This window comes from Pseudomonas sp. LY-1, from assembly GCF_053502595.1.
The window spans coordinates 338,232-364,505 of sequence record NZ_CP094353.1; the positions used below are offsets into that span (position 1 = coordinate 338,232).

Sequence of the window (26,274 nt, forward strand, 5' to 3'; positions counted from 1 at the left end):
CATTTGTAACTATTGATTGCCGCTACGTTCTATCTGCTTGGATCGGTGGGGTCCACCTTGCTGCTGCCAAACCACAAGCTGCTCCTAGAAGCGGCTGATAAACCCGTGACCACATGATGAGGTACACCCATGTCTGATCAAGATCAAGACAACCCCCGGCGTGACTTTTTGCGCAAATCCTTGACCTTGATCCCGGTGGTCACGGTTGCCAGCACCGGCCTTGGCGGTTCGATGCTGATGGCCATGCCCGCACCGGCCAAAGCCAGCCCCGCTCCGCCGCCGGTCAGCGACAAGGCGTATGAGCCGAGCTATTTCAGCGCCGAAGAATGGGCATTCATCAACGCCGCCGTGGCGCGCCTGATCCCCGCCGATGCCCAAGGCCCTGGCGCCCTGGAAGCCGGTGCGGCGGAATACATCGACCGCCAGATGAACACGCCCTACGCCAGTGGCGCGCTGTGGTTCATGCAAGGTCCGTTCAACGCCGACGCCGCGCCGGAAATGGGCTGGCAGAGCAAGTTGGTACCCAAGGTCATCTATCGCCTGGGCATTGCCGCGACGGATGCCTGGTCGAAAGCGTTCAACGGCAAGGCTTTTGCTGCGCAAGACAGCGCTACCCAGGATGACATGCTGCGCCGCCTGGAGGCTGGCGGTAGTGAGGTGAGTGCCCATTTCGACGCGGTGCCGCCGAAGATGTTCTTCAATTTGCTGCTGCAAAACACCAAGGAAGGCTTCTTCTGCGATCCGATCCACGGCGGCAATAAAGGCCTGGTCGGCTGGACCATGATCGGCTTCCCCGGCGCCCGCGCCGACTTCATGGATTGGGTGGAGCGCAACGAGCAATACCCCTTCCCGGCGGTTTCCATTCGCGGCGAGAGGGCATAAACGTGGCGACCATCATGAAAAAAGTGGATGCGGTGATCGTCGGCTTCGGCTGGACTGGCGCGATCATGGCCAAGGAACTGACGGAAGCGGGCCTCAACGTGGTAGCGCTAGAGCGCGGCCCGATGCAGGACACTTACCCGGACGGCAACTATCCCCAGGTCATCGACGAATTGACCTACAGCGTGCGTAAAAAACTCTTCCAGGACATCTCCAAGGAGACGGTGACGATTCGCCATAGCGTGAATGACGTCGCCCTGCCCAACCGTCAGCTCGGCGCCTTTTTGCCGGGCAACGGCGTCGGCGGTGCGGGGCTGCACTGGTCGGGTGTGCATTTTCGCGTCGACCCTATCGAGTTGCGCATGCGCAGCCACTACGAAGAGCGCTACGGCAAACATTTCATTCCCAAGGACATGACTATCCAGGACTTCGGCGTCAGCTATGAAGAGCTGGAGCCGTTTTTCGACTACGCCGAAAAAGTCTTCGGCACCTCCGGCCAGGCCTGGACCGTCAACGGTCAGTTGGTCGGTGAAGGCCGTGGCGGCAACCCGTATGCGCCGGATCGTTCCAACCCGTTCCCGTTGGAGGCGCAGAAGAACACGGTGTCGGCGCAGCTGTTTCAGAAAGCAGCCGCGGCAGTCGGTTACAAACCCTACAACCTGCCATCAGCCAATACCTCGGGGCCATACACCAACCCCTACGGCGCGCAGATGGGCCCGTGCAACTTCTGCGGTTTTTGCAGTGGCTACGTGTGCTACATGTACTCCAAGGCGTCGCCGAACGTGAACATCCTGCCAGCGTTGCGCCAGGTGCCGAACTTCGAGCTGCGGCCGAATTCCCACGTACTCAAGGTCAACCTCGACAGCACCAAGAGCAAGGCGACCGGCGTGACCTATATCGACGCCCAGGGGCGGGAATGCGAGCAGCCGGCCGATTTGGTGATTCTCGGCGCGTTCCAGTTCCATAACGTGCGCTTGATGCTGCTGTCGGGGATCGGCAAGCCCTACGACCCGATCAGCGGCGAAGGCGTGGTAGGCAAGAACTTCGCCTACCAGAACATGGCGACCATCAAGGCCTTCTTCGACAAGGACACCCACACCAATAACTTTATCGGTGCTGGCGGCAATGGCGTGGCCATCGATGACTTCAACGCCGACAACTTCGACCACGGGCCCCATGGCTTCGTCGGGGGCTCGCCGATGTGGGTCAACCAGGCCGGCAGTCGGCCGATCGCCGGCACCTCCAACCCACCCGGTACTCCGGCGTGGGGCAGCGCCTGGAAGCGTGCCACCGCTGATTACTACACCCATCAGGTGTCGATGGATGCCCACGGCGCGCATCAATCCTACCGCGGTAACTACCTCGATCTGGACCCGGTGTACCACGATGCCTACGGCCTGCCGCTGCTGCGCATGACCTTCGACTGGCAGGAAAACGACATCAAGATGAACCGCTTCATGGTCGAGAAAATGGGCAAGATCGCCGAAGCGATGAACCCCAAGGCCATTGCCGTGCTGGGCAAGAAGGTCGGTGAGCATTTCAATACCGCGTCCTATCAGACCACCCACCTCAACGGCGGCGCGATCATGGGCACCGACCCGAAAACCAGTGCGTTGAACCGCTACCTGCAGTGCTGGGATGTACACAACGTGTTTGTCCCCGGCGCGTCCGCTTTCCCACAAGGTCTAGGTTACAACCCTACCGGCCTGGTGGCGGCGTTGACCTACTGGTCGGCGCGAGCGATTCGCGAGCAGTACCTGAAAAATCCCGGCCCACTGGTTCAGGCATAAGGAACGATGACCATGAAAGCACGTGTTATCGCCTCCTTTGCGGCGTCCCTGGCGTTGCTCGGCAACTGCTCGGTGAGCGCCGCCGACACCGACCTGATCAAGCAAGGCGAATACCTGGCCCGCGCCGGCGACTGCGTCGCCTGCCACACTGCCAAGGGCGGCAAGCCGTTCGCTGGCGGCCTGCCGATGGAGACCCCCATCGGCGTGATCTATTCCACCAACATCACCTCGGACAAGACCGGCCTGGGCGCCTACAGCTTCGCGGACTTCGACAAGGCCGTGCGCCATGGCGTCGCCAAGAGCGGCAGTACGCTTTACCCAGCGATGCCCTATCCGTCTTACGCCCGCGTCAGTGAAAGCGACATGCAGGCGCTGTATGCGTACTTCATGAAGGGCGTGGAACCGGTCGCCCAGGAAAACCGGGCCAGTGACATTCCCTGGCCCTTGAGCATGCGTTGGCCGTTGGCGGCGTGGCGCTGGATGTTTGCCCCACCCGTGGCGGATACCCCGGAAGTGGCGGGCGCCGATCCGGTGATCAGCCGTGGCGCTTACTTGGTCGAGGGCCTCGGCCACTGTGGCGCGTGCCATACGCCGCGGGCGCTGACCATGCAGGAAAAAGCCTTGAGTGCGGCCGACGGCAGCGCTTTTTTGTCCGGCAGTGCGCCGCTGGAAGGTTGGATCGCGAAAAGCCTGCGTGGCGACCACAAAGACGGCCTCGGCAGTTGGAGCGAAGAGCAACTGGTGCAATTCCTCAAGACCGGCCGCAGTGATCGCAGCGCGGTGTTCGGCGGCATGAGCGATGTGGTCGTCCACAGCATGCAGTACATGTCCCAGGACGACCTGACCGCGATCGCCCGCTACCTCAAGAGCCTGCCGGCGGTGGACCCTCAAAACCCGCCGCACCAGTACGACAAGCAGGTGGCCGAAGCGCTGTGGAAAGGCGATGACAGCCGGCCGGGCGCGTCGGTGTATATCGACAACTGCGCCGCCTGCCATCGCACCGACGGTCATGGCTACACGCGGGTGTTCCCGGCGCTGGCGGGCAACCCGGTGGTGCAGACGGCGGATGCCACGTCGCTGATCAACATCGTGTTGAACGGCGGCACTTTGCCGGCCACCCACACTGCGCCGTCCACCTTCACCATGCCGGCGTTTGCCTGGCGTCTGTCGGACCAGGAAGTGGCGGATGTCGTCAGCTTCGTGCGCGGTAGCTGGGGTAACAAAGGTGTTGCGGTGAAGGCCAGTGACGTGGCCGACCTGCGCAAGAACGACATGCACACGACGTCAGGCGACGACCTGGGGCAAGTCACGCAACCGCACTGACCGCCAAACGGCACTGGTCATCCAGCTAGCGCCCCTATACTGTATATAAAAACAGTATAGGGGCGTTTTCATGTCTGCACCTCTGCCGCCCCGTGGCCGGGGCACGGCGACCAACCTGCACAATCGTTTCGCGCCCACCGTCAGCGTGGTCGAGGACGACGGCTGGTACCAGGAGGTGCCGCCGACCCAGGGCACCGAAGTGCGTATCGAAACGGCCAAGACCATCATTACGCGCAACAACTCGCCGGACTTGCCGTTCGATCGCTCGATCAATCCCTATCGCGGGTGTGAGCATGGCTGCATCTACTGCTATGCGCGGCCCAGCCATGCCTATTGGGACCTGTCGCCGGGGCTGGATTTCGAAACCAAGCTGATCGCCAAGACCAACGCCGCCGACGTGCTCGAACAGCAGCTGTCCAAGCCCGGCTACGTGTGTGCGCCGATCAACCTGGGTTCCAACACCGATCCGTACCAGCCGATCGAGCGCGAGTACAAGATCACCCGGCAAACCCTCGAAGTGCTGCTGCGCTATCGGCACCCGGTGACCATCATCACCAAGGGCTCGCTGATCCTGCGCGATCTCGACCTGCTCACCGAACTGGCGCGCCAGCGGCTGGTGGCGGTGATGATCAGCCTCACCAGCCTCGACGACGAACTCAAGCGCATCCTGGAGCCGCGCACGGCGGCGCCCAAGGCGCGGTTGCGGGCGATCCGGGTGATGCGCGAGGCTGGTATCCCGGTGGGGGTGCTGTGTTCGCCGATGATCCCGATGATCAACGACAGCGAGCTGGAGAGCCTGCTCACCGAAGCCCATGCAGCCGGTGCGCAAAGTGCGGCGTATATGATGCTGCGCCTGCCGCTGGAGGTGGCGCCGCTGTTCGAGGAGTGGCTCGCGGCGCATTACCCGCAGCGCGCGGCCCATGTGATGAGCCTGGTACGCCAGGTGCGGGGTGGGGGCGTGTATGACAGTCGCTTCGGCGTGCGTATGCGCGGAGAGGGGCCGTTTGCCGACCTGCTGGCGCAGCGCTTCAGCAAGGCAATCAAGCGCCTTGGGCTCGACCGTCGGGAAGGCTTCAATCTGGATTGCACGGCGTTCTGCCCACCGGGCAGGCAGATGGCGTTGTTGTAGACTATTGGGCAAACACGCACCGTGATCGTAGAGGTGGTCGCGTTTTGACATCACTGAAACCCGCGATCTAGAGCGGTTGATTCAGTTTGAGTTAAGTTTCGACGGCTACTTTGTTCAGCGAGTGACTGACGAGTTGGTACCCGGCTTTGCGGCGTTCTAAAACTATTCCATCGGCCCGGCGTCGAATTGACCTGAACCCTCCCCTGCATTAATCAAGAGGATGAATCATGAGTGACAAGGATAAACAGCCGTTGGCTGCGTCGGCTTCAGCCGCTCAAGTGGCGGAGTCCGCCGATGCAGCGCTAAAGCACATCGTTGACGGCTTTTTGCATTTCCATCACGACGTCTTCCCTCAGCAAGAAGAACTCTTCAAGAAACTCGCCACGGCCCAGAACCCTCGGGCGATGTTCATCACCTGCGCCGACTCGCGCATCGTGCCCGAGCTGATTACCCAGAGCTCGCCCGGCGACCTGTTCGTGACCCGTAACGTCGGCAACGTGGTGCCCCCCTACGGGCAGATGAACGGCGGCGTTTCCACGGCCATCGAATACGCGGTCCTTGCCCTGGGCGTGCAGCACATCATCGTGTGCGGGCACTCCGACTGCGGCGCGATGCGCGCGGTGCTCAACCCTGCGAGCCTGGAGAAGATGCCGACAGTCAAGGCCTGGCTGCGGCACGCCGAAGTCGCCAAGACCATGGTTCACGACAACTGCGACTGCGCCAATGAAGGCGAGAGCATGAAGATGCTGACCGAAGAAAACGTCATCGCCCAGTTGCAGCATTTGCGCACCCACCCGTCCGTGGCTTCGCGCATGGCCAATGGTCATTTGTTTATCCATGGCTGGATCTACAACATCGAGACCAGTGAAATCCGCGCCTACGATGCGGAAAAGGCGGCGTTTCGACCGCTGAACGGCACCGAACCAATCCCCTCCGCGACGCCTAAAGCGCGCTTCTAACACACTTCCCTGCCGGGTAGAGCGGTGGCTGCCATGGATGCAGCCAGGCTTTGCCGCGCCCGGCGAATGCCTCGGGAGAGTCATCATGCGTGCTGCTCAATTAAAAGCTGTGTTGCCTCGGGAGCTGCTGGCCTCCGTGGTAGTGTTTCTGGTCGCCCTGCCCTTGTGCATGGGGATCGCGATCGCTTCCGGCATGCCGCCGGCCAAGGGCCTGATCACCGGCATCATCGGGGGCCTGGTGGTGGGCTGGATGGCGGGGTCGCCGTTGCAAGTCAGCGGGCCGGCGGCGGGGTTGGCGGTGTTGGTGTTCGAACTGGTGCGCCAGCACGGCATGCCGATGCTCGGGCCGATCCTGCTGCTGGCCGGCTTGCTGCAACTGCTGGCTGGGCGTTTGCGCCTGGGCTGCTGGTTCCGTGTCACGGCGCCGGCGGTGGTCTACGGCATGCTGGCGGGGATCGGTGTGCTGATTGTGCTGTCGCAGGTCCATGTGATGCTCGACGGTGCGCCCCAGCCATCAGGGCTGGATAACCTGGCGGGCTTCCCGGCCGCGTTGGCAGCGGCGGTGCCTACCCTGGGCGGCGGCCTTGGCTGGCAGGCCGGTTTGCTGGGGCTGTCGACCATGTTGGTGATGTACCTGTGGGATAAGTTCCGCCCGCAACCGCTGCGGTTTGTGCCGGGCGCCTTGTTGGGTGTGGGCCTGGCAACGCTGGCCAGCCTGGTACTGGCGTTGCAGGTCAAGCGCGTGGAGGTGCCGGAAAACCTTGCCGACGCCATCGATTGGCTGCGTCCCAGCGACTTGCTGAACCTGGCCGATCCCCAATTGTTGATCGCCGCGTTCGCCGTGGCGTTTATAGCCAGTGCCGAAACCCTGCTTTCGGCCGCCGCAGTCGACCGCATGCACAGTGGCCAGCGTTCTGACTTCGATAAGGAATTGTCCGCGCAAGGCGTGGGCAACATGCTCTGCGGCCTGGTCGGCGCCTTGCCGATGACGGGTGTGATCGTGCGCAGCTCGGCCAACGTGCAGGCCGGCGCCACCACGCGCTTGTCGGCGATGTTCCATGGCGTGTGGCTGCTGGGGTTCGTGCTGTTGCTGTCGAGCGTGCTGCAAAGCATTCCGGTGGCGAGCCTGGCGGGCGTGCTGGTGTACACCGGGATCAAGTTGGTGGACGTCAAGGCGTTCCGCGCGTTGGGCCGCTACGGGCGGATGCCGATGTTTACCTACGCGGCCACGGCGCTGGCGATCGTCTTTACCGACCTTCTGACCGGCGTGCTGGTGGGCTTCGGGCTGACGTTGCTGAAACTGGCGTTCAAGGCTTCGCGCCTGAAAATCAGCCTGATCGACTTGCCCGGCCACGGTGAAATGGAATTGCGTTTGAGCGGCGCGGCGACTTTTCTGAAAGTGCCGGCATTAACCCGTGTGCTGTCGACGGTGCCGGCGGGAAACACCCTGCATGTACCGCTGAACAACCTCAGTTACATCGACCATTCTTGCCTGGAGTTGCTGGAGGAGTGGGGCCGGGCCAATGCGGCCAAGGGCGCAAAGCTGGTGATCGAGGCGCGGGGGTTGAAGCGTCGCTTGGAAGGTCGGGTGCGGACCACGACGGGGATCGGTTCGGCGCCGTTTACCAACTGACGGAACCGGATCAAAAATGCGGGAGGGGGCTTGCCCTCTCCCGCATGTGTTTAGCGTCAGGTCGAAGATTCAGGCCTGCTGATCCAGTTCCAACTCAATGCCCAACTTGCGCGACAGGCACGGCCAGCGCTTCCACGCTGCTTCCGTTGCCAGGCTTTTGAGCTGCTCGCGGTAGGCCTCGACCGATTCCAGCGCAAAGCTGTCTTCGCTGAGCATTTTATCTACCGCATGGTGTACGGCTTCGTCCAACTGGTTGGCAAAGGTTTCACCGATCAGTTGATGGGCAATCAGATTGGCCACGGTGGTGTCCGCTGGAATCAACGGTTGGCCGAAATGCGTGATATACAGGTCATTGACCTCTTCGACCAGGCGATGGGCCAGGTAGGCCTCGTCCAGCAGGCCGTCGAGACCGATATGGCCCGCCAGAATCGCTGGCGGTTGCAGGAAAAACTGCTCGGCAATCTTCAGTACCGGCTTGACCTGGCTTTCGATACCGGCCTCGCGGGCTACGTCGTTGGCGGCGTCCAGCAGGTCTGGGACGAGGTCGACGTAGGCAGTGACAAAGCGTGTCATGACGAGGTTACGATCACCCTCCGCCAGGGTAATGGCCGAATGCAGGTGTGGTAATTGTTTCTCGAGTTGCTGGGCCAGTTGGCCGGTGCTGGCTTCGTGTTGATGGGCACGGGAAATCTGCTCGCGCAATGCGGCGGTGTTCATGAAAGCTCCAGTGAAGCAGGCGTAGGAAAAGGGAAAGGACAAGGTAGTTCGTTTATACAAGCGTCTAAGACGCATTTGTCATAATTATTTCATGGTTATGCGCCGCTGTTATATCGAATTGCCATCGTTCGTCGGATAAACGATTCCGCCCCCGGTCTTATGGGCCCCGTCCGTCTGTTTCAGCTCATTTGCACCTGCACATTGCGGGGTGGCAGGTGCTGTCTATACTCGGTTTTGTACGCGATTAGCTGATGACGCCAGACTGCATAAGCAGGTGAGGCTAAGCGGTTGTAAGCAGTATGGAAGCCGCTCCCTTCGACGCAGGTGCACACCGGCGGGATAACAAGAACGATAAGGGGAACCCGCAATGACGCGACATCCACATGTTTGGATGGGCCTCCTGTTGTGGTCAGTATTCGGTCAGGCGCATGCCGCCTGGACAACGAATATGGCACCAGGGGCGACAGAAGTCAGTCACGCCGTGTTCGACCTGCACATGACCATTTTCTGGATCTGTGTAGTGATCGGCATTGTCGTGTTTGGCGCGATGTTCTGGTCGATGATCCTTCACCGCCGGTCTACGGGCCAGGTGGCCGCCAAGTTCCACGAAAGCACCACCGTGGAAATCCTCTGGACCGTAGTGCCCTTGCTGATCCTGGTGGCGATGGCCATTCCGGCCACCAAGACCCTGATCAACATCTACGACAGCACGGAATCGGACATCGATATCCAGATCACCGGCTATCAGTGGAAGTGGCATTACAAATACCTCGGCCAGGATGTGGAGTTCTTCAGCAACCTGGCCACTCCCGCCGAGCAGATCCACAACAAGGCCACCAAGGGCGAACATTACCTGCTGGAAGTCGACCAGCCGCTGGTGCTGCCGGTGGGCGCCAAGGTGCGTTTTCTGGTGACCGCCGCGGACGTGATCCACTCCTGGTGGGTGCCGGCCTTTGCGGTCAAGCGCGATGCCATCCCCGGTTTCATCAACGAGGCCTGGACCCGTATCGAGAAGCCCGGCATCTACCGGGGCCAGTGCGCCGAGCTGTGCGGCAAGGACCACGGCTTCATGCCCATCGTGGTCGAGGTCAAGTCCAAGGCCGATTACGACACCTGGCTCGGCGAGCGCAAGGCCGAGGCCGCCCAGCTCAGGGAGCTGACCTCCAAGGAGTGGACGCTGGACGAACTGGTCGCCCGTGGCGACAAGGTCTACCACACCAGCTGTGTGGCCTGTCACCAGGCCGAAGGCCAGGGCCTGCCGCCGATGTTCCCGGCGCTCAAGGGTTCGCCGATCGCCACCGGAAGCAAGGAAGACCACCTGCACCGCGTCTACTTCGGCAAGCCCGGCACCGCCATGGCCGCCTTCGGCAAGCAACTCTCGGAAGTGGATATCGCCGCGGTGGTGACCTACGAGCGCAACGCCTGGGGCAACAACAAAGGCGACATGGTCACGCCCAAAGACGTGCTGGCTCTGAAACAGGCGGAAAGCAAATGACTCACTTCATTGCGAATGCGCTGAACCGCCCCGCCCACTCGTTTGCAGGAGAACGGCCATGAGCGCTGTGATCGATGACCATGGCCACGCCAGTGACCATGCCCACGGCCCCGCCAGTGACCATGCCCACGGCCCCGCCAAGGGTTTGATGCGCTGGGTGCTGACCACCAACCACAAAGACATCGGCACGATGTACCTGTGGTTCGCCTTCACCATGTTCCTGCTCGGCGGCTCGTTCGCCATGGTGATCCGCGCCGAGCTGTTCCAGCCCGGCCTGCAGATCGTCGAGCCGGCGTTCTTCAATCAGATGACCACCATGCACGGCTTGATCATGGTGTTCGGCGCGGTGATGCCGGCGTTCGTCGGCCTGGCCAACTGGATGATCCCGCTGATGATCGGCGCGCCGGACATGGCCCTGCCGCGCATGAACAACTTCAGCTTCTGGCTGCTGCCGGCGGCGTTCCTGCTGCTGGTCTCGACCCTGTTCACCCCGGGCGGCGGGCCGAATTTCGGCTGGACCTTCTACGCCCCGCTCTCCACCACCTACGCCCCGGAAAGCGTGACGTTCTTCATCTTCGCCATCCACCTGATGGGCATCAGTTCGATCATGGGCGCGATCAACGTGGTCGCCACCATTCTCAACCTGCGCGCACCGGGCATGACCCTGATGAAAATGCCGCTGTTCGTGTGGACCTGGCTGATCACCGCCTTCCTGCTGATCGCGGTGATGCCGGTGCTGGCCGGCTGCGTGACGATGATGCTGATGGACATCCACTTCGGCACCAGCTTCTTCAGTGCCGCCGGCGGTGGTGATCCGGTGTTGTTCCAGCATGTGTTCTGGTTCTTCGGCCATCCCGAGGTGTACATCATGATCCTGCCGGCCTTCGGCGCCGTCAGCTCGATCATCCCGACCTTTTCGCGCAAACCGCTGTTTGGCTACACCTCGATGGTCTACGCCACGGCGAGTATCGCGTTCCTGTCGTTCATCGTGTGGGCGCACCACATGTTCGTGGTCGGCATTCCGCTGGTGGGCGAGTTGTTCTTCATGTACGCCACCCTGCTGATCGCCGTCCCGACGGGGGTGAAGGTGTTCAACTGGGTCAGCACCATGTGGCAAGGCTCGCTGACGTTCGAGACGCCGATGCTGTTTGCGGTGGCGTTCGTGATCCTGTTCACCATCGGCGGTTTCTCCGGCTTGATGCTGGCCATCGCGCCGGCAGACTTCCAGTACCACGACACCTACTTCGTGGTGGCGCACTTCCATTACGTACTGGTGCCTGGCGCAATCTTCGGCATCTTCGCCTCGGCTTACTACTGGCTGCCGAAATGGACCGGCCATATGTACGACGAAACCCTGGGCAAGCTGCACTTCTGGCTGTCTTTCGTGGGCATGAACATGGCGTTCTTCCCGATGCACTTCGTCGGGTTGGCCGGCATGCCGCGTCGGGTGCCGGACTACAACCTGCAGTTCGCCGACTTCAACATGGTCTCGTCCATCGGCGCGTTCATGTTCGGTGCCACGCAGATCTTCTTCCTGTTTATCGTGATCAAGTGCATCCGCGGCGGCCCGCCAGCACCGGCCAAGCCGTGGGACGGCGCTGAAGGCCTGGAGTGGAGCGTGCCCTCGCCCGCGCCGTACCACACCTTCACCACGCCACCGGAGGTCAAATGAACCGGCTTCCACAAATCCCCTCCCACACTGTCGGGTGATCGCCATGGCTGACTCCGTGCCACTCAAGCGCCTGGTCACCCGTCTGTTGATCCTGGTGCTGGCGATGTTCGCTTTCGGCTTTGCCCTGGTGCCGATCTACGACGTGATGTGCAAGGCGTTCGGCATCAACGGCAAGACGGCCGGGCAGTATGAGGGCGAGCAGATCGTCGATCCGTCGCGCCAGGTGCGGGTGCAGTTCCTGTCCACCAATGCCATCGACATGGTCTGGGAGTTCCATTCCAAGGCCGATGAGATCGTGGTCAACCCCGGCGCGGTCAACGAGATGCTCTTCGTGGCCTACAACCCCAGCGACAAGCCGATGACCGCCCAGGCGATCCCGAGCATTTCCCCGGCTGAAGCGGCGATGTACTTCCACAAGACCGAGTGTTTTTGCTTCACCCAGCAAGTGCTGCAACCCGGTGAGCGCATCGAAATGCCGGTGCGCTTCATTGTCGATCGCGACATGCCCAAGGATGTGAAGCATTTGACCCTGGCGTACACGCTGTTTGATATCACCGCGCGCCAACCGCCCGTGGCTGTCCATAGCGGCGGCTAGCTACTGTTTGCCCGCTCAATCAGGAGAGCGAATACATGTCGACTCATGATACGTACTACGTACCAGCGCAAAGCAAATGGCCGATAATTGCCACGGTTGGCCTGCTGATCACCGTGTATGGCCTGGGCGTGTGGTTCAACGACCTGAAGGCTGCGCGCCCGGAATCCCACGGGCCGTGGATCTTTTTCGTCGGTGGCCTGTTGCTGGCCTACATGCTGTTCGGCTGGTTCGGCGCGGTGATCAAGGAAAGCCGTGCCGGGTTGTACAGCGCGCAGATGGACCGCTCGTTCCGCTGGGGCATGACCTGGTTCATCTTTTCCGAAGTGATGTTCTTTATCGCGTTCTTCGGTGCGCTGTTTTATGTGCGGCATATGTCGGCGCCGTGGTTGGCGGGCGAAGGCTCCAAAGGCATCGCGCATATGCTGTGGCCGAATTTCGAGTTTGTCTGGCCGCTGCTCAACAACCCCGATCCCACGCTGTTTCCCGCGCCCGAAGGCACCATCAGCCCGTGGGGCCTGCCGTTGGTCAACACCATCCTGCTGGTGAGTTCCAGCGTGACCATCACCATCGCCCACCATGCGCTGCGCAAAGGTCATCGCGGTGCGCTGAAGCTCTGGCTGGCGATCACGGTGCTGCTGGGCCTGGGGTTTCTTGGGTTCCAGGCCGAGGAGTACATCCACGCCTACAAAGAGCTGGGCCTGACGTTGGGCTCCGGCGTGTACGGCGCGACCTTCTTCATGCTCACCGGTTTTCACGGGGCCCACGTGACCATCGGCACGATTATTTTGTTCGTGATGCTGATGCGTATCTTGCGCGGGCACTTCAATGCCGAGCACCAGTTCGGTTTCGAGGCGGCCAGTTGGTATTGGCACTTTGTGGATGTGGTCTGGATCGGCCTGTTTTTCTTCGTGTATGTGCTGTGAGGCGCGCTACCAAGGCGCATGTGACACCAACTGGCCGCTGAAAAAGCCCCAGGCGATCAACGCCACGGTGATCACGGCCAGTACGACACGCACGGTCAAGGCGGTGACGAGGCGGTTGGAGTGGCCCTCGTCCTTGACCAGAAAGAACAAGCCGCTGAACAGGCTCGCGACGGTCGCGATCAGCATCAGGGCAATGGCGGCTTTGAGCATGGTCTGGCTCCAGGGCTTATAGGGGAGGGGCGATGAAATCCAGTATAGCCAGTGCCATCCAGCGCTTTCGCCCCGGTATCGCGCCGACGTTGGTGGTGCTCGTGTTGCTGCCGCTGATGGTGGGCCTGGGGTTCTGGCAACTGTCGCGCGGCCATGAAAAACAGCTGATGGTGGACAGCTATGCCGAGCGCCGCGCCGCTGAGCCGGTGGGCAGTGCGCAACTCGACAGCATGGCTGATCCGGCCTTCCGTCGCGTGCATCTGCGCGGTCAATTCGACGGCGAGCACAGTGTGTTGCTCGACAACCGCATGCGTAATGGCAAGGCCGGCGTCGAGCTGCTGCAACCGTTTCACGACCAGGCCAGCGGCTTGTGGCTGCTGCTCAATCGCGGCTGGTTGCCCTGGCCAGATCGGCGCGCGCCGCCCGTCTTCAGCACGCCGGAACAGCCGGTGAATCTTGACGCCTGGGTGTATGTCGCGCCCGGCGAAACCTTCCAGTTGCACGCCGACCCGGCGACCACGCACTGGCCGCGCCTGCTCACCGCGCTGCATCCGGCCACGCTGTGGGCCGAGCTGGGGCGCAGCGGTTTTGCCTACGAACTGCGCGCCGAAGCCGGCCCCGGCACCTACGACACCACCTGGCCCATCGTTGCCATGGGCCCGGAAAAACACCTGGCCTATGCGGTGCAATGGTTCGCCATGACGTTGGCGCTGCTGAGCCTTTACCTCTACCTCGGATGGCACAACGCAAAGGAGAAGCACCATGGGAGCGGCCATGAATCCACTCAACATGTCTGATGCGCCAGCGACGCCCGACCGGCGCAAAGGCCGCTGGCAGCTGATCCTGATCCTGCTGATGGTGATCGGCCCGATGGCGCTCGCCACCTTTATGTACAAACTGCAGTTCTGGGTGCCGGACAGTCGCAGTTACCACGGCGAACTGATCGGCAACGGCCAGACCCGCGCCGATATCGGCGTGCAGGCGGACGAACAGCGCTGGCAGTTGCTCGTCACGGCGCCCAGCGCCTGCGCCGCCGAGTGTCGGCAACTGGTGTACCTGGCGCGGCAGCTGCAGATCGGCCTTGGTCGCGATGCGTCCCGGGCCAGTCATGCCCTGGCCAGTGCGCAGCCGGTCGGCGCCGATTACGAGGCCAGGCTCAAGGCCGAATACCCGCAATTGCAACGCTACCCGCTGGACTTGACGACCTTCGGCAAAGCCGCCGCCGCGCCGGGCGAGGCGCAACTGTGGATCGTCGATCCCCACGGCAACCTGGTGCTGCGCTACGACACGACGGTCAAGGGCAAGGACTTGCTAAACGACCTGCGCCACCTGCTGAAACTGTCGAACATCGGATAAGGGCATCGTCATGGCCAAACCTGGATTTCGCCTCGCGCTGTTTGCCACCTTGCTGGCGCTGATTGTCGTATTGCTCGGCGCCTATACGCGCCTGACCCACGCCGGCCTGGGTTGCCCGGATTGGCCGGGCTGCTACGGCTTTATCAGCGTGCCGCAAAGCGACGCCCAGTTGGCCCATGCCGAGTTGCATTTCCCGGACACGCCGGTGGAGGCCGACAAAGGCTGGAGCGAGATGGTCCATCGTTACTTTGCCGGCACCCTGGGCCTGCTGATCGTGCTGCTGGCGGCGCGCTCGTGGCGGCATCGGCGCGACCCCGGCCAGCCGGTGAAGTTGCCGCTGTTCCTGTTGGTGGTGGTGTTCGCCCAGGCGGCGTTCGGCATGTGGACGGTGACGCTCAAGCTCTGGCCGCAAGTGGTGACCGGGCATCTGTTGGGCGGCTTTGCGACCTTGAGCCTGTTGTTTCTGCTGACCCTGCGCCTGTCCGGCGTGCTGCCCGCGCTGATCGTGCCCAAGCGCCTGCAATATTGGGCCACCGCCGGCCTGGTGCTGGTGATCGGCCAGATCGCACTGGGCGGCTGGGTGAGTTCCAACTACGCGGCGGTGGCCTGTATCGATTTGCCCACCTGCCACGGCCAGTGGTGGCCGGCGGCGGACTTTGCCAATGGCTTCCACCTGACCCAGCACATCGGCCCCAATTACCTCGGCGGCCAGCTCGACAGCGACGCGCGCACGGCCATTCACCTGACCCACCGCATCGGCGCGCTGCTGGTCACCCTGGTATTGCTGGGCCTGGCCTGGCAGCTGCGCGCGGTGGGCATGACCCGGCTCGCGGGCCTGCTGCTGATCGCCCTGGCGGCACAGATCGGCCTGGGCCTGAGCAACGTGTATTTCCACCTGCCGCTGCCGGTGGCGGTCGATCACAACGCCGGTGGCGCAGCCTTGTTGCTGACCCTGGTACTGGTCAATTACCACGCCCGTACCAGCCTGGTCCGGGTGCGCCGCCAGATGCCGTTCGGCTGGCGCTTCAGCCCGCGTAAACACGTATCGGGCCTTATCACCCTCAAAGGAGAGATGCCATGGCGACCTTGATCGGCGCGCGTCACGGCCAGGCGATCTGGCGTGACTACCTGGAGCTGACCAAGCCGAAAGTGGTGGTGCTGATGCTCATCACCTCGCTGGTGGGCATGTTCCTCGCCACCCGCGCCGGGGTGCCGTGGGCGGTGCTGATCTTCGGCAACCTGGGGATCGCCCTGTGTGCCGGTGGCGCGGCGGTGGTCAACCATGTCGTCGATCGGCGCATCGATACGCTGATGGCGCGCACGCAAAAGCGCCCGATCGCCCAGGGGCGTGTGTCGCCCGGGGCGGCGCTGGCCTTTGCTTTGTTTCTGGCTGTTGCCGGGTTGGCGCTGCTGCTGGCGTTCACCAACCCGCTGGCGGCCTGGCTGACGCTGGCCTCGTTGCTCGGTTATGCGGTGATCTACACCGGCTTTCTCAAGCGCGCGACGCCGCAGAACATCGTCATCGGTGGCCTGGCTGGCGCGGCGCCGCCGCTGTTGGGCTGGGTTGCGGTCACCGGGCATGTCAGCGCCGAGCCGCTGCTGCTGGTGCTGATCATCTTCGCCTGGACCCCGCCGCACTTCTGGGCCCTGGCCATTCACCGCAAGGAGGAATACGCCAAGGCCGATATTCCGATGCTGCCGGTCACCCATGGCGAGCACTACACCAAGGTGCATATCCTGCTCTACACCTGCGTCCTGCTGGCGGTGAGCCTGATGCCCTACGTCATCCATATGAGCGGCCTGCTGTACCTCGGATCTGCGCTGGTGTTGGGCGCACGCTTTCTGCAATGGGCCTGGGTGCTGTACCGTGGCGCTCAGCCGCACGCGGCGATCAACACGTTCAAGTACTCTATCTGGTACCTGTTCCTCCTGTTTATCGCCCTGCTCGTAGACCACTACTTATTGTTGAACCTATGACCCGAACTCAAAAAACTGTCTTCATTCTGGTGGCCATTGTCGCGTTGATCATGGGCCTGACCGTCAACAAGGTGCTCTCGGGCAAGGGCCAGGGCGACCCGACCGCCTTGATCGATGCCGGCATCATCCTGCTGCCGCAAAGCCGCCAATTGCCGCCGGTGACCATGACCAACCAGGACGGCCAGCCGGTACTGGTCAACGAGTTGAAGGGCAAGTGGAGCCTGCTGTTCTTCGGCTACACCTTCTGCCCGGACATCTGCCCCACCACCCTCGCCCAACTGCGCCAGATCAAGAGCGAGTTGCCCAAAGAGGCTGTGGATAAGTTGCAGGTGATCCTGGTCAGCGTCGACCCGAACCGCGACACGCCGACTCAGCTCAAGCAATACCTGGGCTATTTCGACCCGCAATTCGAAGGCCTGACCGGCGCGAATGTGGACGATGTGCAGAAGGTGTCGAACGCGGTGAGCATCCCGTTCATTCCGGCGGACACGACCAAGCCGAACTACACGGTCGACCACAGCGGCAACCTCGCGCTGATCGGTCCGGATGGCACCCAGCGTGGGTTCATTCGTGCGCCGCTGAACAACCAGAAGCTGGTGGCGCAGTTGCCAGGGCTGTTGCAGCGCAAATAACAGGCAACACAAAACACAGGTGGGAGGGGGCTTGCTCCCGATGGCGGTGGGTCAGTCAACGTATGCATCGACTGAACTGCCGCTATCGGGGGCAAGCCCCCTCCCACATTGTTTGATCTGCGGTGTGTTGGGGAGCGAGTCGGATCAGAACGCTGGCTTGATCGCGCCTTTGTACTTCTCTTCGATGAACTTCTTCACTTCAGGCGTGTGCAGGGCTGCGACCAGCTTCTTCACGGCGTCCGAGTCTTTGTTGTCTTCGCGGGTCACCAAGATGTTCACGTAAGGCGAGTCGCTGCCTTCGATGACCAGAGCGTCCTTGGACGGGTCCAGTTTGGCTTCCAGCGCGTAGTTGGTGTTGATCAGCGCCAGGTCGACCTGGGTCAGCACGCGCGGCAACGTGGCGGCTTCCAGTTCGCGGAACTTGAGTTTTTTCGGGTTGGCGGTGATGTCCTTGATGGTCGACAGGATGTTGGTCGGGTCCTTCAGGGTGATCAGGTTGTGCTTGGCCAGCAGCAACAGCGCGCGGCCGCCGTTGGTGGCGTCGTTCGGGATCACGACGTTGGCGCCGTCAGGCAGGTCGGCCAGGGTCTTGTACTTGCTGGAGTAAGCGCCCAGGGGCTCGAGGTGAACCGCGCCGACGCTCACCAGGTGCGTGCCCTTGGCTTTGTTGAACTCATCCAGGTACGGCTGGTGCTGGAAGAAGTTGGCGTCCAGGCGCTTTTCGGCCACTTGTACGTTGGGCTGCACGTAGTCGGTGAAGACTTTGACCTGCAAGTCCACGCCCTCTTTGGCGAGTGCCGGCTTCACGAATTCGAGGATTTCCGCGTGGGGCACCGGCGAGGCGGCAACCGTGATGGTCTCGGCGTGGGCCGAAAACGCGGCGACGGCGGCGAAAGCAACCAGTAGTTTTTTCATCCAGCAAGCTCCTTGTTCGGGCATTTATCGGCGTTTAGCCGGCAATAGCCGTTATTTTCGAGAAAAATGCACCACCAGCTTGTCGCCGACGGTTTGCAGAATTTGCACCAGGATCAACAACAGCACCACCGTGACGACCATCACATCGGTCTGGAAGCGCTGGTAGCCGAAACGGATGGCCAGGTCGCCCAGGCCGCCGGCACCGACGACGCCGGCCATGGCGGTGTAGGACACCAGTGTAATCGCCGTCACCGTAATCGCCGCGAAAATGCCGGGGCGGGCTTCAGGCAATAAAGCATGGGTGATGATCTGGCGCGTGCTGGCCCCCATGGACTGGGTGGCTTCGATGATGCCGCGGTCCACTTCACGCAGCGCGGTTTCCACCAGGCGCGCAAAGAACGGCGTTGCGCCCACGACCAGCGGCGGAATCGCACCGGCCACGCCCAGCGAGGTGCCGGTGATCAGCACGGTGAACGGGATCATCACGATCAACAGGATGATGAACGGCAGCGAGCGCAGGATGTTCACGCTCAGCGACAGCAACGCGTACAGGCCTTTTTGCTCGAACAACTGGCGCGGGCTGCACAGAAACAGCAGCACGCCCAAGGGCAAGCCGAGCAGCACGGTGAAGAACAGCGAACCGAACAGCATGGTCATGGTGTCGCCGGTGGCGAGCCAGATTTCGGACCAGTCGATATTGGCGAAGAAACTCATCAGGACTTCCATTAGCGCAGCACCTCCATGTGGACGTCGGCGGCGGTGAAGCGGGCAAAGGCCGCTTCCATGTCACCGCCGGTGATGGCGAGGGTCAGTTGCCCGTAGGGGATGTCTTTGATGCGGTCGATGCGCCCGGCGAGGATGCTGTAGTCCACACCCGTTTCGCGGGCGATGTTACCCAGCAGCGGTGCGTAGGTCGCTTCGCCCTGGAACGTCAGGCGCACGATGCGGCCCGGTACATGGGCGAAGTCATCGCGCTGCTCGCTTTCGTCGACCTGATCGGCTTCCTGGACAAAGCGCTTGGTGGTCGGGTGCTTGGGGTGCAGGAACACGTCGGCCACCGAGCCTTGCTCGACGATCACGCCGGCATCCATCACGGCCACCTGGTCGCATACGCGGCGGATCACGTCCATTTCGTGGGTGATCAGTACGATGGTGAGCTTCAACTCGCGGTTGATCTCGGCCAGCAGTTGCAACACCGAGGCGGTGGTCTGCGGGTCAAGGGCGCTGGTGGCTTCGTCGCACAGCAGGATTTTCGGCTTGGTTGCCAGGGCGCGGGCAATGCCGACGCGCTGCTTCTGGCCGCCGGACAGTTGCGCCGGGTACTTCTTGGCGTGGTCCGACAGGCCGACGCGCGCCAGCAGTTCGGCGACGCGCTGGTCGATGGCCTTGCGCGACAATTCGCCGGCCAGTGTCAGCGGCAGCGCCACGTTGTCGGCGACGGTCTTGGAGGCCAGCAGGTTGAAGTGCTGGAAAATCATCCCGACCTGCTGGCGGAAACGGCGCAGGCCGTTGGCATCCAGGGCCGTGACTTCTTCGCCATCGACGTTGATCTGCCCGCCGCTGGGTTGCTCGAGGCGATTGATCAGGCGCAACAAGGTACTTTTTCCCGCACCGGAGTGGCCAATCAGACCAAACACCTGGCCGTTCTCGACGCGCAGGTTGGTGGGGTGAAGCGCGGGGATTTCCTTACCGGCGACGCGGTAGGTTTTATGGACGTTATGAAACTCGATCACGTAGCGAACCTTGTGGGGCGCATGGAAAAGGGATCAGCGGTTAGCCGGGCGCGCATTTTAGCCTGTCCGTATAGCGGTTCTTAGCATTTATTTCGCATTCAACCAGCGATTTGGCAATAACGCGATCAAAGGTCATAAAAAAGGAACGGTGCAAATTCGTGTCAGTCACTACTTCAGCAACTCGATTTCCCGGGTGCCGTGCCTGGGGTTTTGCTCAAACGAGCCGGGGACCGCTCTGGCCACTTTGAATAAGGAGTTTTGTCTGATGAGTACCAACAAGCCAGCCATCCCGCCGAAGAGTGAACTGGCGGGCACCGATACCCTGGACCGTGGCAACACCAACGCCAAGCTGCAGGCCCTGGAGGCATTCCGTAGCGACGCGACCGGCCAGGCGCTGCGTACCAACCAAGGCGTGAAGATTTCCGATAACCAGAACACCTTGAAAGTCGGTGCCCGCGGCCCCTCGCTGCTGGAAGACTTCATCATGCGTGAAAAAATCACGCATTTTGACCATGAACGTATCCCGGAGCGCATCGTGCATGCGCGCGGTACGGGCGCGCATGGCTATTTTCAGACCTATGAGAACCATTCGGCGCTGAGCAAGGCCGGTTTCCTGCGTAACCCCGAGCATAAAACCCCGGTATTCGTGCGTTTTTCCACCGTGCAGGGCCCGCGTGGTTCGGGCGATACGGTGCGCGACGTGCGCGGTTTTGCCGTGAAGTTCTTCACCGAGGAAGGCAACTTCGACCTGGTGGGCAACAACATGCCGGTATTTTTCATTCAGGATGCGATCAAGTTTCCTGACTTTGTGCATGCGGTAAAGCCTGAGCCGCACAATGAAATGCCTACCGGAGGCTCGGCCCACGATACGTTCTGGGATTTTGTCTCGCTGCAGCCGGAATCGGCGCACATGGTGATCTGGGCCATGTCTGACCGGGCTATTCCGAAAAGCCTGCGTGCCATGCAGGGGTTCGGTATTCACACCTTTCGCTTGATCAATACCGAAGGTAAATCGAGCTTCGTGAAATTCCACTGGCATCCAACAGTCGGCACCTGTTCCCTGGTGTGGGACGAAGCGCAAAAGCTTGCCGGTAAAGATACCGATTACCACCGTCGCGACCTGTGGGAGGCGATTGAGGGCGGTGACTACCCTGAGTGGGAGTTGGGTGTACAGATCGTTGCGCAAGAAGACGAGCATAAGTTCGACTTCGACCTGCTCGATCCGACCAAGATCATCCCCGAAGAGTTGGTGCCGATTACGCCGCTGGGCAAGATGGTGCTTAACCGCAACCCCGACAACTTCTTTGCCGAAGTCGAGCAAGTCGCCTTTTGCCCTGGCCATATCGTGCCGGGTATCGACTTCACCAACGACCCGCTGCTGCAAGGCCGCCTGTTTTCCTACACGGATACCCAGATCAGCCGACTCGGTGGGCCGAACTTTCATGAGCTGCCGATCAATCGGCCTGTAGTACCTTTCCATAATGGTCAGCGGGATGCCCAGCATCGCACTGTGATCGATAAGGGCCGGGCTGCGTATGAGCCGAACTCGATCGATGGCGGTTGGCCGAAAGAAACGCCGCCCGCGGCTCAGGAGGGTGGTTTCGAAACCTATTACGAGCGCGTCGATGCCAACAAGGTGCGCGAGCGCAGTGAGTCGTTTGGCGATCACTTCTCCCAGGCCACGCTGTTTTTTAACAGCATGAGCCACCATGAGAAAGAGCACATCATTGCGGCCTACAGTTTTGAGTTGGGCAAGGTGGAGCGCGAGGTTATCCGTGCCCGTCAGGTCAATGAGATTCTGGCCAACATCGACCTGGAACTGGCCAGGCGCGTTGCACAGAACCTGGGTCTGCCCGCACCGACCAAAGGCACGGTGCCGCCGCGCAAGGCGTCGGTGAAAGCGTCGCCGGCGTTGAGCCAGGTGAACCTGCTGTCGGGCGATATCAAAACGCGCAAAGTGGCGATTCTGGCGGCCGATGGTGTCGACGGCGCGGCAATTGCCGCATTGAAAAAAGCGCTGCAAGCCGAGGGCGCACACGCCAAGTTGCTCGGGCCGACCTCGGCGCCGGTCACCACGGCCGATGGCAAGCATCTGGCGGTGGATGCGTCGATGGCAGGCCTGCCCTCGATTGCGTTTGATGCGGTGTTCGTGCCCGGCGGTAAGGCGTCGATCAAGGCGTTGAGTGGGGACGGCGTGGCGTTGCACTACCTGCTGGAGGCCTACAAGCACCTGAAGGCGATTGCCGTGGCCAGTGACGCGCAGCCCTTGCTCGATCTGCTCAAGCTCGAGGCGGATGCGGGGTTGATCGTGGGGGCGGATGCCAAGGCGTTCAAGGCGTTCTTTAAAGCGATTGCCCAGCATCGGGTCTGGGAGCGTGAGCCGAAGGCCAAGGCGGTTCCGGCTTAAGTCATCTGCTGGTGGTTAGATCGCCATCGGGGGCAAGCCCCCTCCCACACTTTGAATGTATTCACCGTTCAAAGTGTGGGAGGGGCGGTGCGACGATTCGACTTGCCCCCGATGGCTTTATTCCGCCTTGCGCGGAATCAGCACAACCTGCGCCGGAATAGTCTTCAGGATCTGCCGGTGAATCGTCAGGTCGTAGCCCGAATCAATGCGCTTGACCCGTTTGCTCAGCAAGGTCGCCAGCCACGGGTAATCCTGGGTGCGCGGTGCCTGGATGGTCACATCGCACTGGTAATTCACCACGTCGGTGGCGATGGCATCCAGCTGATGGCGCAGCTCTTCGATGTCTGTGAGGTTCAGCGCCACGGTGGTGCTCTGCGCGGCCGGGTCGATGACCTTGGCGGCGGGCTTGGTTTCGGCGGCCTTGAGGGCGGCCTCGGCTTTGTCCAGCTCGGCTTTGCGTGCATGGGTGATGGCGCTGTTGACGCCACCGGTCAGCGCCGGAGCCTTGGGCATCAATGCGCGGGCGCGGCTGAGGGCGGTAGCGGCGGCGTTGACATCACCTTTTTGCAACACGATCTGACTGCGTTGCAGGTAGGCTTCGGCCAGTTGACGCTGGTAAGCCTCGAGCGCCGGATCGTTGGGCGACTGGGCTTGCAGCGCGGCCAGTTGGTCTTCGGCGGTGGCCAGCTCGCTGCTGGCCAGGTTTTGCTCCAGTTGCGCGATGGCGACAGCGCGTGCGTCCGGGGCCTCGGGGGCGGCGGGCGGGGTACTTTGACAAGCGCCCAGCAGCAGGGAAAATGCGGCAAGGAGCAGATAACGGGAGGTGAACGGCTTCATTCCTGCGACTCTCTATTTGCGCAAAAAGCGAGCAAGTCTACACCCCTCGACGGGGCAGGACAAAACTCAGCAGAAACAGGGCGGCCGCCGTGACCACAATCGACGGCCCTGCCGGCGTGTCCTTGAACCAGGACAGCGCCAGGCCCCCACACACTGCCAGCATCCCCAGTACGCTGGCGCCGATCGCCATCTGTTCCGGCGAGCGGGCGTGGCGCTGGGCGGCGGCTGCGGGAATGATCAGCAGTGACGTAATCAACAATACGCCGACAATCTTCATCGCGACAGCGATCACCACGGCGATCAACAACATCAAGGTCATGCGCAGCGCGGGCACGGGCAAGCCTTCCACCGTGGCCAGTTCTTCATGCACGGTGATTGCCAGCAGCGGGCGCCACAGCGTCACCAGCAGCACCAGCACGGCTGCGCTGCCGCCGAGAATCCACGCAAGGTCCGTGGGGCTGATCGCCAGCAGGTCGCCGAACAGGTAAGCCATCAGGTCGATGCGTACTTCATGCATGAAGCTCAGCACCACCAGGCCCAGGGACAGGGTGCTGGGCGCCAGGATGCCCAGCAACGTGTCGGAGGCCAGCGGCTGGCGCTGTTGCAGGGTCACCAGCAGCACCGCCAGCAGCAGGCAGCCAACGGTCACGGCGATGGTCGGGCTCACATCCAGCAGAAAGCCCAGGGCCACGCCCAGCAATGCGGCGTGGGACAAGGTGTCGCCGAAATAGGCCATGCGCCGCCAGACCACGAACGAGCCCAGCGGGCCCGCCACCAGCGCCAGAGCCAAGCCTGCCAGCAGGGCGTAGAGCAGAAAATCAGCCATGCTTGCAGCTATCTCCATGAACGTGAGTGTGGGGTGTGGCGGGATCGTCGACCACGGCGCCATGCAGGTCATGGGCGTGGTCGTGATGGTGGTGATAAATCGCCAGGCTCTGCGCGTTCTTGCCGAACAGCTCGACGAACGCCGGGTCGCCGCTGACTTGTTCCGGATGGCCGGAGCAGCACACGTGGCGGTTGAGGCACACCACTTGGTCGGTGGTGCTCATCACCAGGTGCAGGTCGTGGGAGACCATCAGCACGCCGCAGCCAAGGCGGTCGCGCAGGCGGGTGATCAAGCTGTACAACTCGGCCTGGCCGGCGACGTCGACGCCCTGCACCGGTTCGTCGAGCACCAGCAGTTCCGGCTCGCGCAACAGGGCGCGGGCCAGTAACACGCGCTGCATTTCACCGCCGGAGATGCTTTGCACCGGGCTGTCGATGACCTGTTCGGCACCGACCTCCTTGAGCGCGGCTTGCGCGCGGGCGCGGTCCACGCCCGGCACCAGGCGCAGGAAGCGCAGCACCGACAAGGGCAGCGTCGGGTCCACGAAGAGTTTTTGCGGCATATAACCGACACGCAGCTTGGGCTTGCGCCACACACTGCCGGTGTCGGGCTTGAGCAGGCCGAGTACGGCGCGCACCAGGGTGGTCTTGCCGGCGCCATTGGGGCCGATCAGCGTGACGATCTGCCCCGGTTCGACGCTCAGCGCGATGTTATCCAGCACGTTTTGCCCAGCGAACGTGACCCCGACCTGCTCCAGGCGGATTAACGCGTTGCTCATCAAGCCCCCTGGCAACCGGCGCAGAGCCCGACGACTTCGACGGTTTGCCCTTCCACCTTGAAGCCGACGTCGGCGGCGCTCTGGATGATGGCGTCGCTGATGCTGCTTTGCTCAAGCTCAATGGCGGCGTGGCACTTGCGACAGATCAGGAACTGCCCCTGGTGCGCGTGTTCCGGGTGGTTGCAGCCGACGAAGGCGTTGAGTGACGCGATGCGGTGTACCAGGCCGTTGTCCAGCAGGAAATCCAGCGCGCGGTACACCGTGGGCGGCGCGGCGCGGCGACCGTCCTGCTCGCTGAGCACGCCGAGGATGTCGTAGGCGCCCAGCGGCTTGTGGCTCTGCCAGACCAGTTCCAGCACGCGCCGACGCAGGGCGGTCAGGCGCAGACCCTGCCGTGCGCAGAGGGTGTCGGCCTCCGACAGCGCGGTATGCACGCAGTGAGAGTGGTCGTGGGGACGGCTGGCAAGCGGTGTTATAGGCATGAGCGGCGACAGATATTTGATAGAGACGTTATTATGTTACCCGTTCCTACGCCATTGAGTGGTCATCGTGTCCCGACTTTTTCCCGTTTTTGTCGTATTTGTCGCCAGTTTGCTCACCGCGGGTGCCGCTCAGGCGGAGGTCAAGGTGCTGACCAGCATCAAGCCGCTGCAGTTGATTGCCGCGGCTGTGCAGGACGGCGTGGCGGTTCCCGAGGTGTTGTTGCCGCCGGGGGCCTCGCCGCATAACTATGCGTTGCGCCCATCCGACGTGCGGCGCGTGCAGTCGGTAGACCTGCTGTATTGGATCGGCCCGGACATGGAAGGCTTCCTGCCCCGCGTCCTCAAGGGGCGCAGCCTGCCGACGGTGGCCGTGCAGGATCTTCCGGGCATGAAACTCCGCCGTTTCGCCGAAGATAGCCATTCCCACGCCGACGATGCCGACGAACATGACCACGATCATCGCCCAGGCACTTTGGATGCACATCTGTGGTTGTCGACGCTCAACGCCCGGGTGATTGCCGCACGCATGGGCGCCGACCTCAGCGCCGCGGATCCGGCCAATGCCGAGCGCTACCAGCTCAACGTGAAGGCGTTCGTGAGCCGACTGGATGCGTTGGACGCGCGCTTGAAAGCGCGGATGGCCGGCATTCACGACAAGCCTTACTTTGTGTTCCATGAAGCCTTTGATTATTTCGAAGAGGCCTACGGCCTCAAGCACGCCGGTGTGTTCAGCGTGGCCGCCGAAGTGCAGCCCGGTGCCCAGCATGTGGCGGCGATGCGTACACGTTTGCAGGAAGTCGGCAAGACCTGCGTGTTCAGTGAGCCGCCGCTGCGTCCGCGCCTGGCGGAAACGCTGGTGGCCGGTTTGCCGGTGAAATTGGCGGAGCTGGATGCGTTGGGCGGGTACACCCCGGCTTCCGCTCAAGGTTACGAACAGGTGCTGGACAAGCTGGGCAATGACTTGGCGGGCTGCCTGGAGTCGCTCTGAAAGCCCAGGCATAACGTC

At 62.2% G+C, this 26,274-nt stretch carries 26 protein-coding genes; 17 read left to right on the forward strand and 9 right to left on the reverse strand.

The window, feature by feature from the left end; translation table 11 throughout:
- Nucleotides 1-129: 129 nt before the first annotated feature.
- The 6 genes from MOQ67_RS01560 to MOQ67_RS01585 all read left to right on the forward strand — a co-directional run bounded on the left by MOQ67_RS01560 (nt 130) and on the right by MOQ67_RS01585 (nt 7,713).
- A complete protein-coding gene (locus tag MOQ67_RS01560) occupies nt 130-882 on the forward strand; it encodes a gluconate 2-dehydrogenase subunit 3 family protein (RefSeq protein WP_126589240.1) in 753 nt (250 codons plus the stop codon).
- Nucleotides 883-884: 2 nt separating this feature from the next.
- Nucleotides 885-2,669 carry a GMC family oxidoreductase gene (locus MOQ67_RS01565; RefSeq protein ID WP_126589239.1) on the forward strand — a complete coding sequence of 595 codons (1,785 nt, stop codon included), beginning with the start codon at nt 885-887 and terminating at the stop codon, nt 2,667-2,669.
- Nucleotides 2,670-2,681: 12 nt separating this feature from the next.
- On the forward strand, nt 2,682-3,992 hold the full coding sequence (locus MOQ67_RS01570; protein WP_198717368.1) for a c-type cytochrome: 1,311 nt from the start codon (nt 2,682-2,684) through the stop codon (nt 3,990-3,992).
- Nucleotides 3,993-4,062: 70 nt separating this feature from the next.
- Nucleotides 4,063-5,121 carry a PA0069 family radical SAM protein gene (locus tag MOQ67_RS01575; protein ID WP_017849001.1) on the forward strand — a complete coding sequence of 353 codons (1,059 nt, stop codon included), beginning with the start codon at nt 4,063-4,065 and terminating at the stop codon, nt 5,119-5,121.
- 227 nt (nt 5,122-5,348) lie between these two features.
- The gene (locus MOQ67_RS01580; RefSeq protein ID WP_017849002.1) at nt 5,349-6,080 is read left to right on the forward strand and encodes a carbonic anhydrase; all 732 of its coding nucleotides are present in this window, start codon (nt 5,349-5,351) and stop codon (nt 6,078-6,080) included.
- A gap of 85 nt (nt 6,081-6,165) precedes the next feature.
- Nucleotides 6,166-7,713 carry a SulP family inorganic anion transporter gene (locus MOQ67_RS01585; RefSeq protein ID WP_017849003.1) on the forward strand — a complete coding sequence of 516 codons (1,548 nt, stop codon included), beginning with the start codon at nt 6,166-6,168 and terminating at the stop codon, nt 7,711-7,713.
- Between the two features lie 69 nt (nt 7,714-7,782).
- Here the strand turns inward: MOQ67_RS01585 and MOQ67_RS01590 are convergent, their stop codons facing one another.
- Nucleotides 7,783-8,430, reverse strand: a complete 648-nt coding sequence (locus MOQ67_RS01590) for a hypothetical protein (RefSeq protein WP_046484380.1) — start codon at nt 8,428-8,430, stop codon at nt 7,783-7,785.
- 367 nt (nt 8,431-8,797) lie between these two features.
- On the opposite strand from MOQ67_RS01590, the gene coxB reads away from it, so the two are divergent.
- Genes coxB through MOQ67_RS01610 form a run of 4 tightly spaced genes read left to right on the forward strand, consistent with a single transcriptional unit; the run spans nt 8,798 to nt 13,115 of the window.
- Nucleotides 8,798-9,925 (forward strand): cytochrome c oxidase subunit II, encoded by a 1,128-nt coding sequence (coxB, locus tag MOQ67_RS01595; RefSeq protein WP_198717366.1) that lies wholly within the window; start codon nt 8,798-8,800, stop codon nt 9,923-9,925.
- A 58-nt stretch (nt 9,926-9,983) separates the two neighbouring features.
- Nucleotides 9,984-11,597 carry a cytochrome c oxidase subunit I gene (ctaD, locus tag MOQ67_RS01600; RefSeq protein ID WP_448675807.1) on the forward strand — a complete coding sequence of 538 codons (1,614 nt, stop codon included), beginning with the start codon at nt 9,984-9,986 and terminating at the stop codon, nt 11,595-11,597.
- Nucleotides 11,598-11,640: 43 nt separating this feature from the next.
- Nucleotides 11,641-12,192 carry a cytochrome c oxidase assembly protein gene (locus MOQ67_RS01605; RefSeq protein ID WP_026140285.1) on the forward strand — a complete coding sequence of 184 codons (552 nt, stop codon included), beginning with the start codon at nt 11,641-11,643 and terminating at the stop codon, nt 12,190-12,192.
- Between the two features lie 35 nt (nt 12,193-12,227).
- Complete coding sequence (locus tag MOQ67_RS01610) at nt 12,228-13,115, forward strand: cytochrome c oxidase subunit 3 (RefSeq protein WP_017849008.1); 888 nt, start codon at nt 12,228-12,230, stop codon at nt 13,113-13,115.
- Nucleotides 13,116-13,121: 6 nt separating this feature from the next.
- On the opposite strand, the gene MOQ67_RS01615 is transcribed toward MOQ67_RS01610, so the two are convergent.
- Nucleotides 13,122-13,325, reverse strand: a complete 204-nt coding sequence (locus MOQ67_RS01615) for a twin transmembrane helix small protein (protein ID WP_017849009.1) — start codon at nt 13,323-13,325, stop codon at nt 13,122-13,124.
- A gap of 32 nt (nt 13,326-13,357) precedes the next feature.
- Between MOQ67_RS01615 and MOQ67_RS01620 the strand changes: the two genes are divergently transcribed.
- Genes MOQ67_RS01620 through MOQ67_RS01640 form a run of 5 tightly spaced genes read left to right on the forward strand, consistent with a single transcriptional unit; the run spans nt 13,358 to nt 17,290 of the window.
- A complete protein-coding gene (locus MOQ67_RS01620) occupies nt 13,358-14,122 on the forward strand; it encodes an SURF1 family protein (RefSeq protein WP_046484377.1) in 765 nt (254 codons plus the stop codon).
- The gene (locus MOQ67_RS01625; RefSeq protein ID WP_026140286.1) at nt 14,088-14,681 is read left to right on the forward strand and encodes a hypothetical protein; all 594 of its coding nucleotides are present in this window, start codon (nt 14,088-14,090) and stop codon (nt 14,679-14,681) included. Before MOQ67_RS01620 ends, MOQ67_RS01625 begins: the two co-directional genes overlap by 35 nt.
- 10 nt (nt 14,682-14,691) lie before the next feature.
- On the forward strand, nt 14,692-15,771 hold the full coding sequence (locus MOQ67_RS01630) for a COX15/CtaA family protein (protein WP_448675808.1): 1,080 nt from the start codon (nt 14,692-14,694) through the stop codon (nt 15,769-15,771).
- Nucleotides 15,759-16,658, forward strand: coding sequence for a heme o synthase (gene cyoE, locus MOQ67_RS01635; protein ID WP_046381540.1), 900 nt, complete (start codon nt 15,759-15,761; stop codon nt 16,656-16,658). The genes MOQ67_RS01630 and cyoE overlap by 13 nt, the downstream gene beginning before the upstream one ends.
- Nucleotides 16,655-17,290, forward strand: a complete 636-nt coding sequence (locus MOQ67_RS01640; RefSeq protein WP_017849014.1) for an SCO family protein — start codon at nt 16,655-16,657, stop codon at nt 17,288-17,290. The genes cyoE and MOQ67_RS01640 overlap by 4 nt, the downstream gene beginning before the upstream one ends.
- A gap of 144 nt (nt 17,291-17,434) precedes the next feature.
- Here the strand turns inward: MOQ67_RS01640 and MOQ67_RS01645 are convergent, their stop codons facing one another.
- From MOQ67_RS01645 to MOQ67_RS01655, 3 genes are read right to left on the reverse strand one after another with little or no spacing between them, the layout of a single operon-like run.
- Nucleotides 17,435-18,205, reverse strand: a complete 771-nt coding sequence (locus tag MOQ67_RS01645) for a MetQ/NlpA family ABC transporter substrate-binding protein (protein ID WP_017849015.1) — start codon at nt 18,203-18,205, stop codon at nt 17,435-17,437.
- A 51-nt stretch (nt 18,206-18,256) separates the two neighbouring features.
- The gene (locus tag MOQ67_RS01650) at nt 18,257-18,931 is read right to left on the reverse strand and encodes a methionine ABC transporter permease (RefSeq protein ID WP_017849016.1); all 675 of its coding nucleotides are present in this window, start codon (nt 18,929-18,931) and stop codon (nt 18,257-18,259) included.
- The gene (locus tag MOQ67_RS01655) at nt 18,931-19,938 is read right to left on the reverse strand and encodes a methionine ABC transporter ATP-binding protein (RefSeq protein ID WP_017849017.1); all 1,008 of its coding nucleotides are present in this window, start codon (nt 19,936-19,938) and stop codon (nt 18,931-18,933) included. Before MOQ67_RS01655 ends, MOQ67_RS01650 begins: the two co-directional genes overlap by 1 nt.
- Nucleotides 19,939-20,182: 244 nt before the next feature.
- Between MOQ67_RS01655 and katE the strand changes: the two genes are divergently transcribed.
- Nucleotides 20,183-22,345 (forward strand): catalase HPII, encoded by a 2,163-nt coding sequence (gene katE, locus MOQ67_RS01660; protein WP_269816430.1) that lies wholly within the window; start codon nt 20,183-20,185, stop codon nt 22,343-22,345.
- A gap of 117 nt (nt 22,346-22,462) precedes the next feature.
- Here the strand turns inward: katE and MOQ67_RS01665 are convergent, their stop codons facing one another.
- From MOQ67_RS01665 to zur, 4 genes are read right to left on the reverse strand one after another with little or no spacing between them, the layout of a single operon-like run.
- Nucleotides 22,463-23,182 (reverse strand): PA5502 family lipoprotein, encoded by a 720-nt coding sequence (locus MOQ67_RS01665; protein WP_193058982.1) that lies wholly within the window; start codon nt 23,180-23,182, stop codon nt 22,463-22,465.
- 37 nt (nt 23,183-23,219) lie between these two features.
- A complete protein-coding gene (gene znuB / locus MOQ67_RS01670) occupies nt 23,220-24,008 on the reverse strand; it encodes a zinc ABC transporter permease subunit ZnuB (protein WP_079442557.1) in 789 nt (262 codons plus the stop codon).
- The gene (gene znuC / locus MOQ67_RS01675; protein ID WP_017849021.1) at nt 24,001-24,786 is read right to left on the reverse strand and encodes a zinc ABC transporter ATP-binding protein ZnuC; all 786 of its coding nucleotides are present in this window, start codon (nt 24,784-24,786) and stop codon (nt 24,001-24,003) included. The genes znuB and znuC overlap by 8 nt, the downstream gene beginning before the upstream one ends.
- Nucleotides 24,786-25,268, reverse strand: a complete 483-nt coding sequence (gene zur, locus MOQ67_RS01680; protein WP_026140288.1) for a zinc uptake transcriptional repressor Zur — start codon at nt 25,266-25,268, stop codon at nt 24,786-24,788. The genes znuC and zur overlap by 1 nt, the downstream gene beginning before the upstream one ends.
- A 58-nt stretch (nt 25,269-25,326) precedes the next feature.
- Here zur and MOQ67_RS01685 point away from each other — a divergent pair, with 58 nt between their 5' ends.
- On the forward strand, nt 25,327-26,256 hold the full coding sequence (locus MOQ67_RS01685; protein ID WP_017849023.1) for a zinc ABC transporter substrate-binding protein: 930 nt from the start codon (nt 25,327-25,329) through the stop codon (nt 26,254-26,256).
- Nucleotides 26,257-26,274 lie beyond the last annotated feature (18 nt).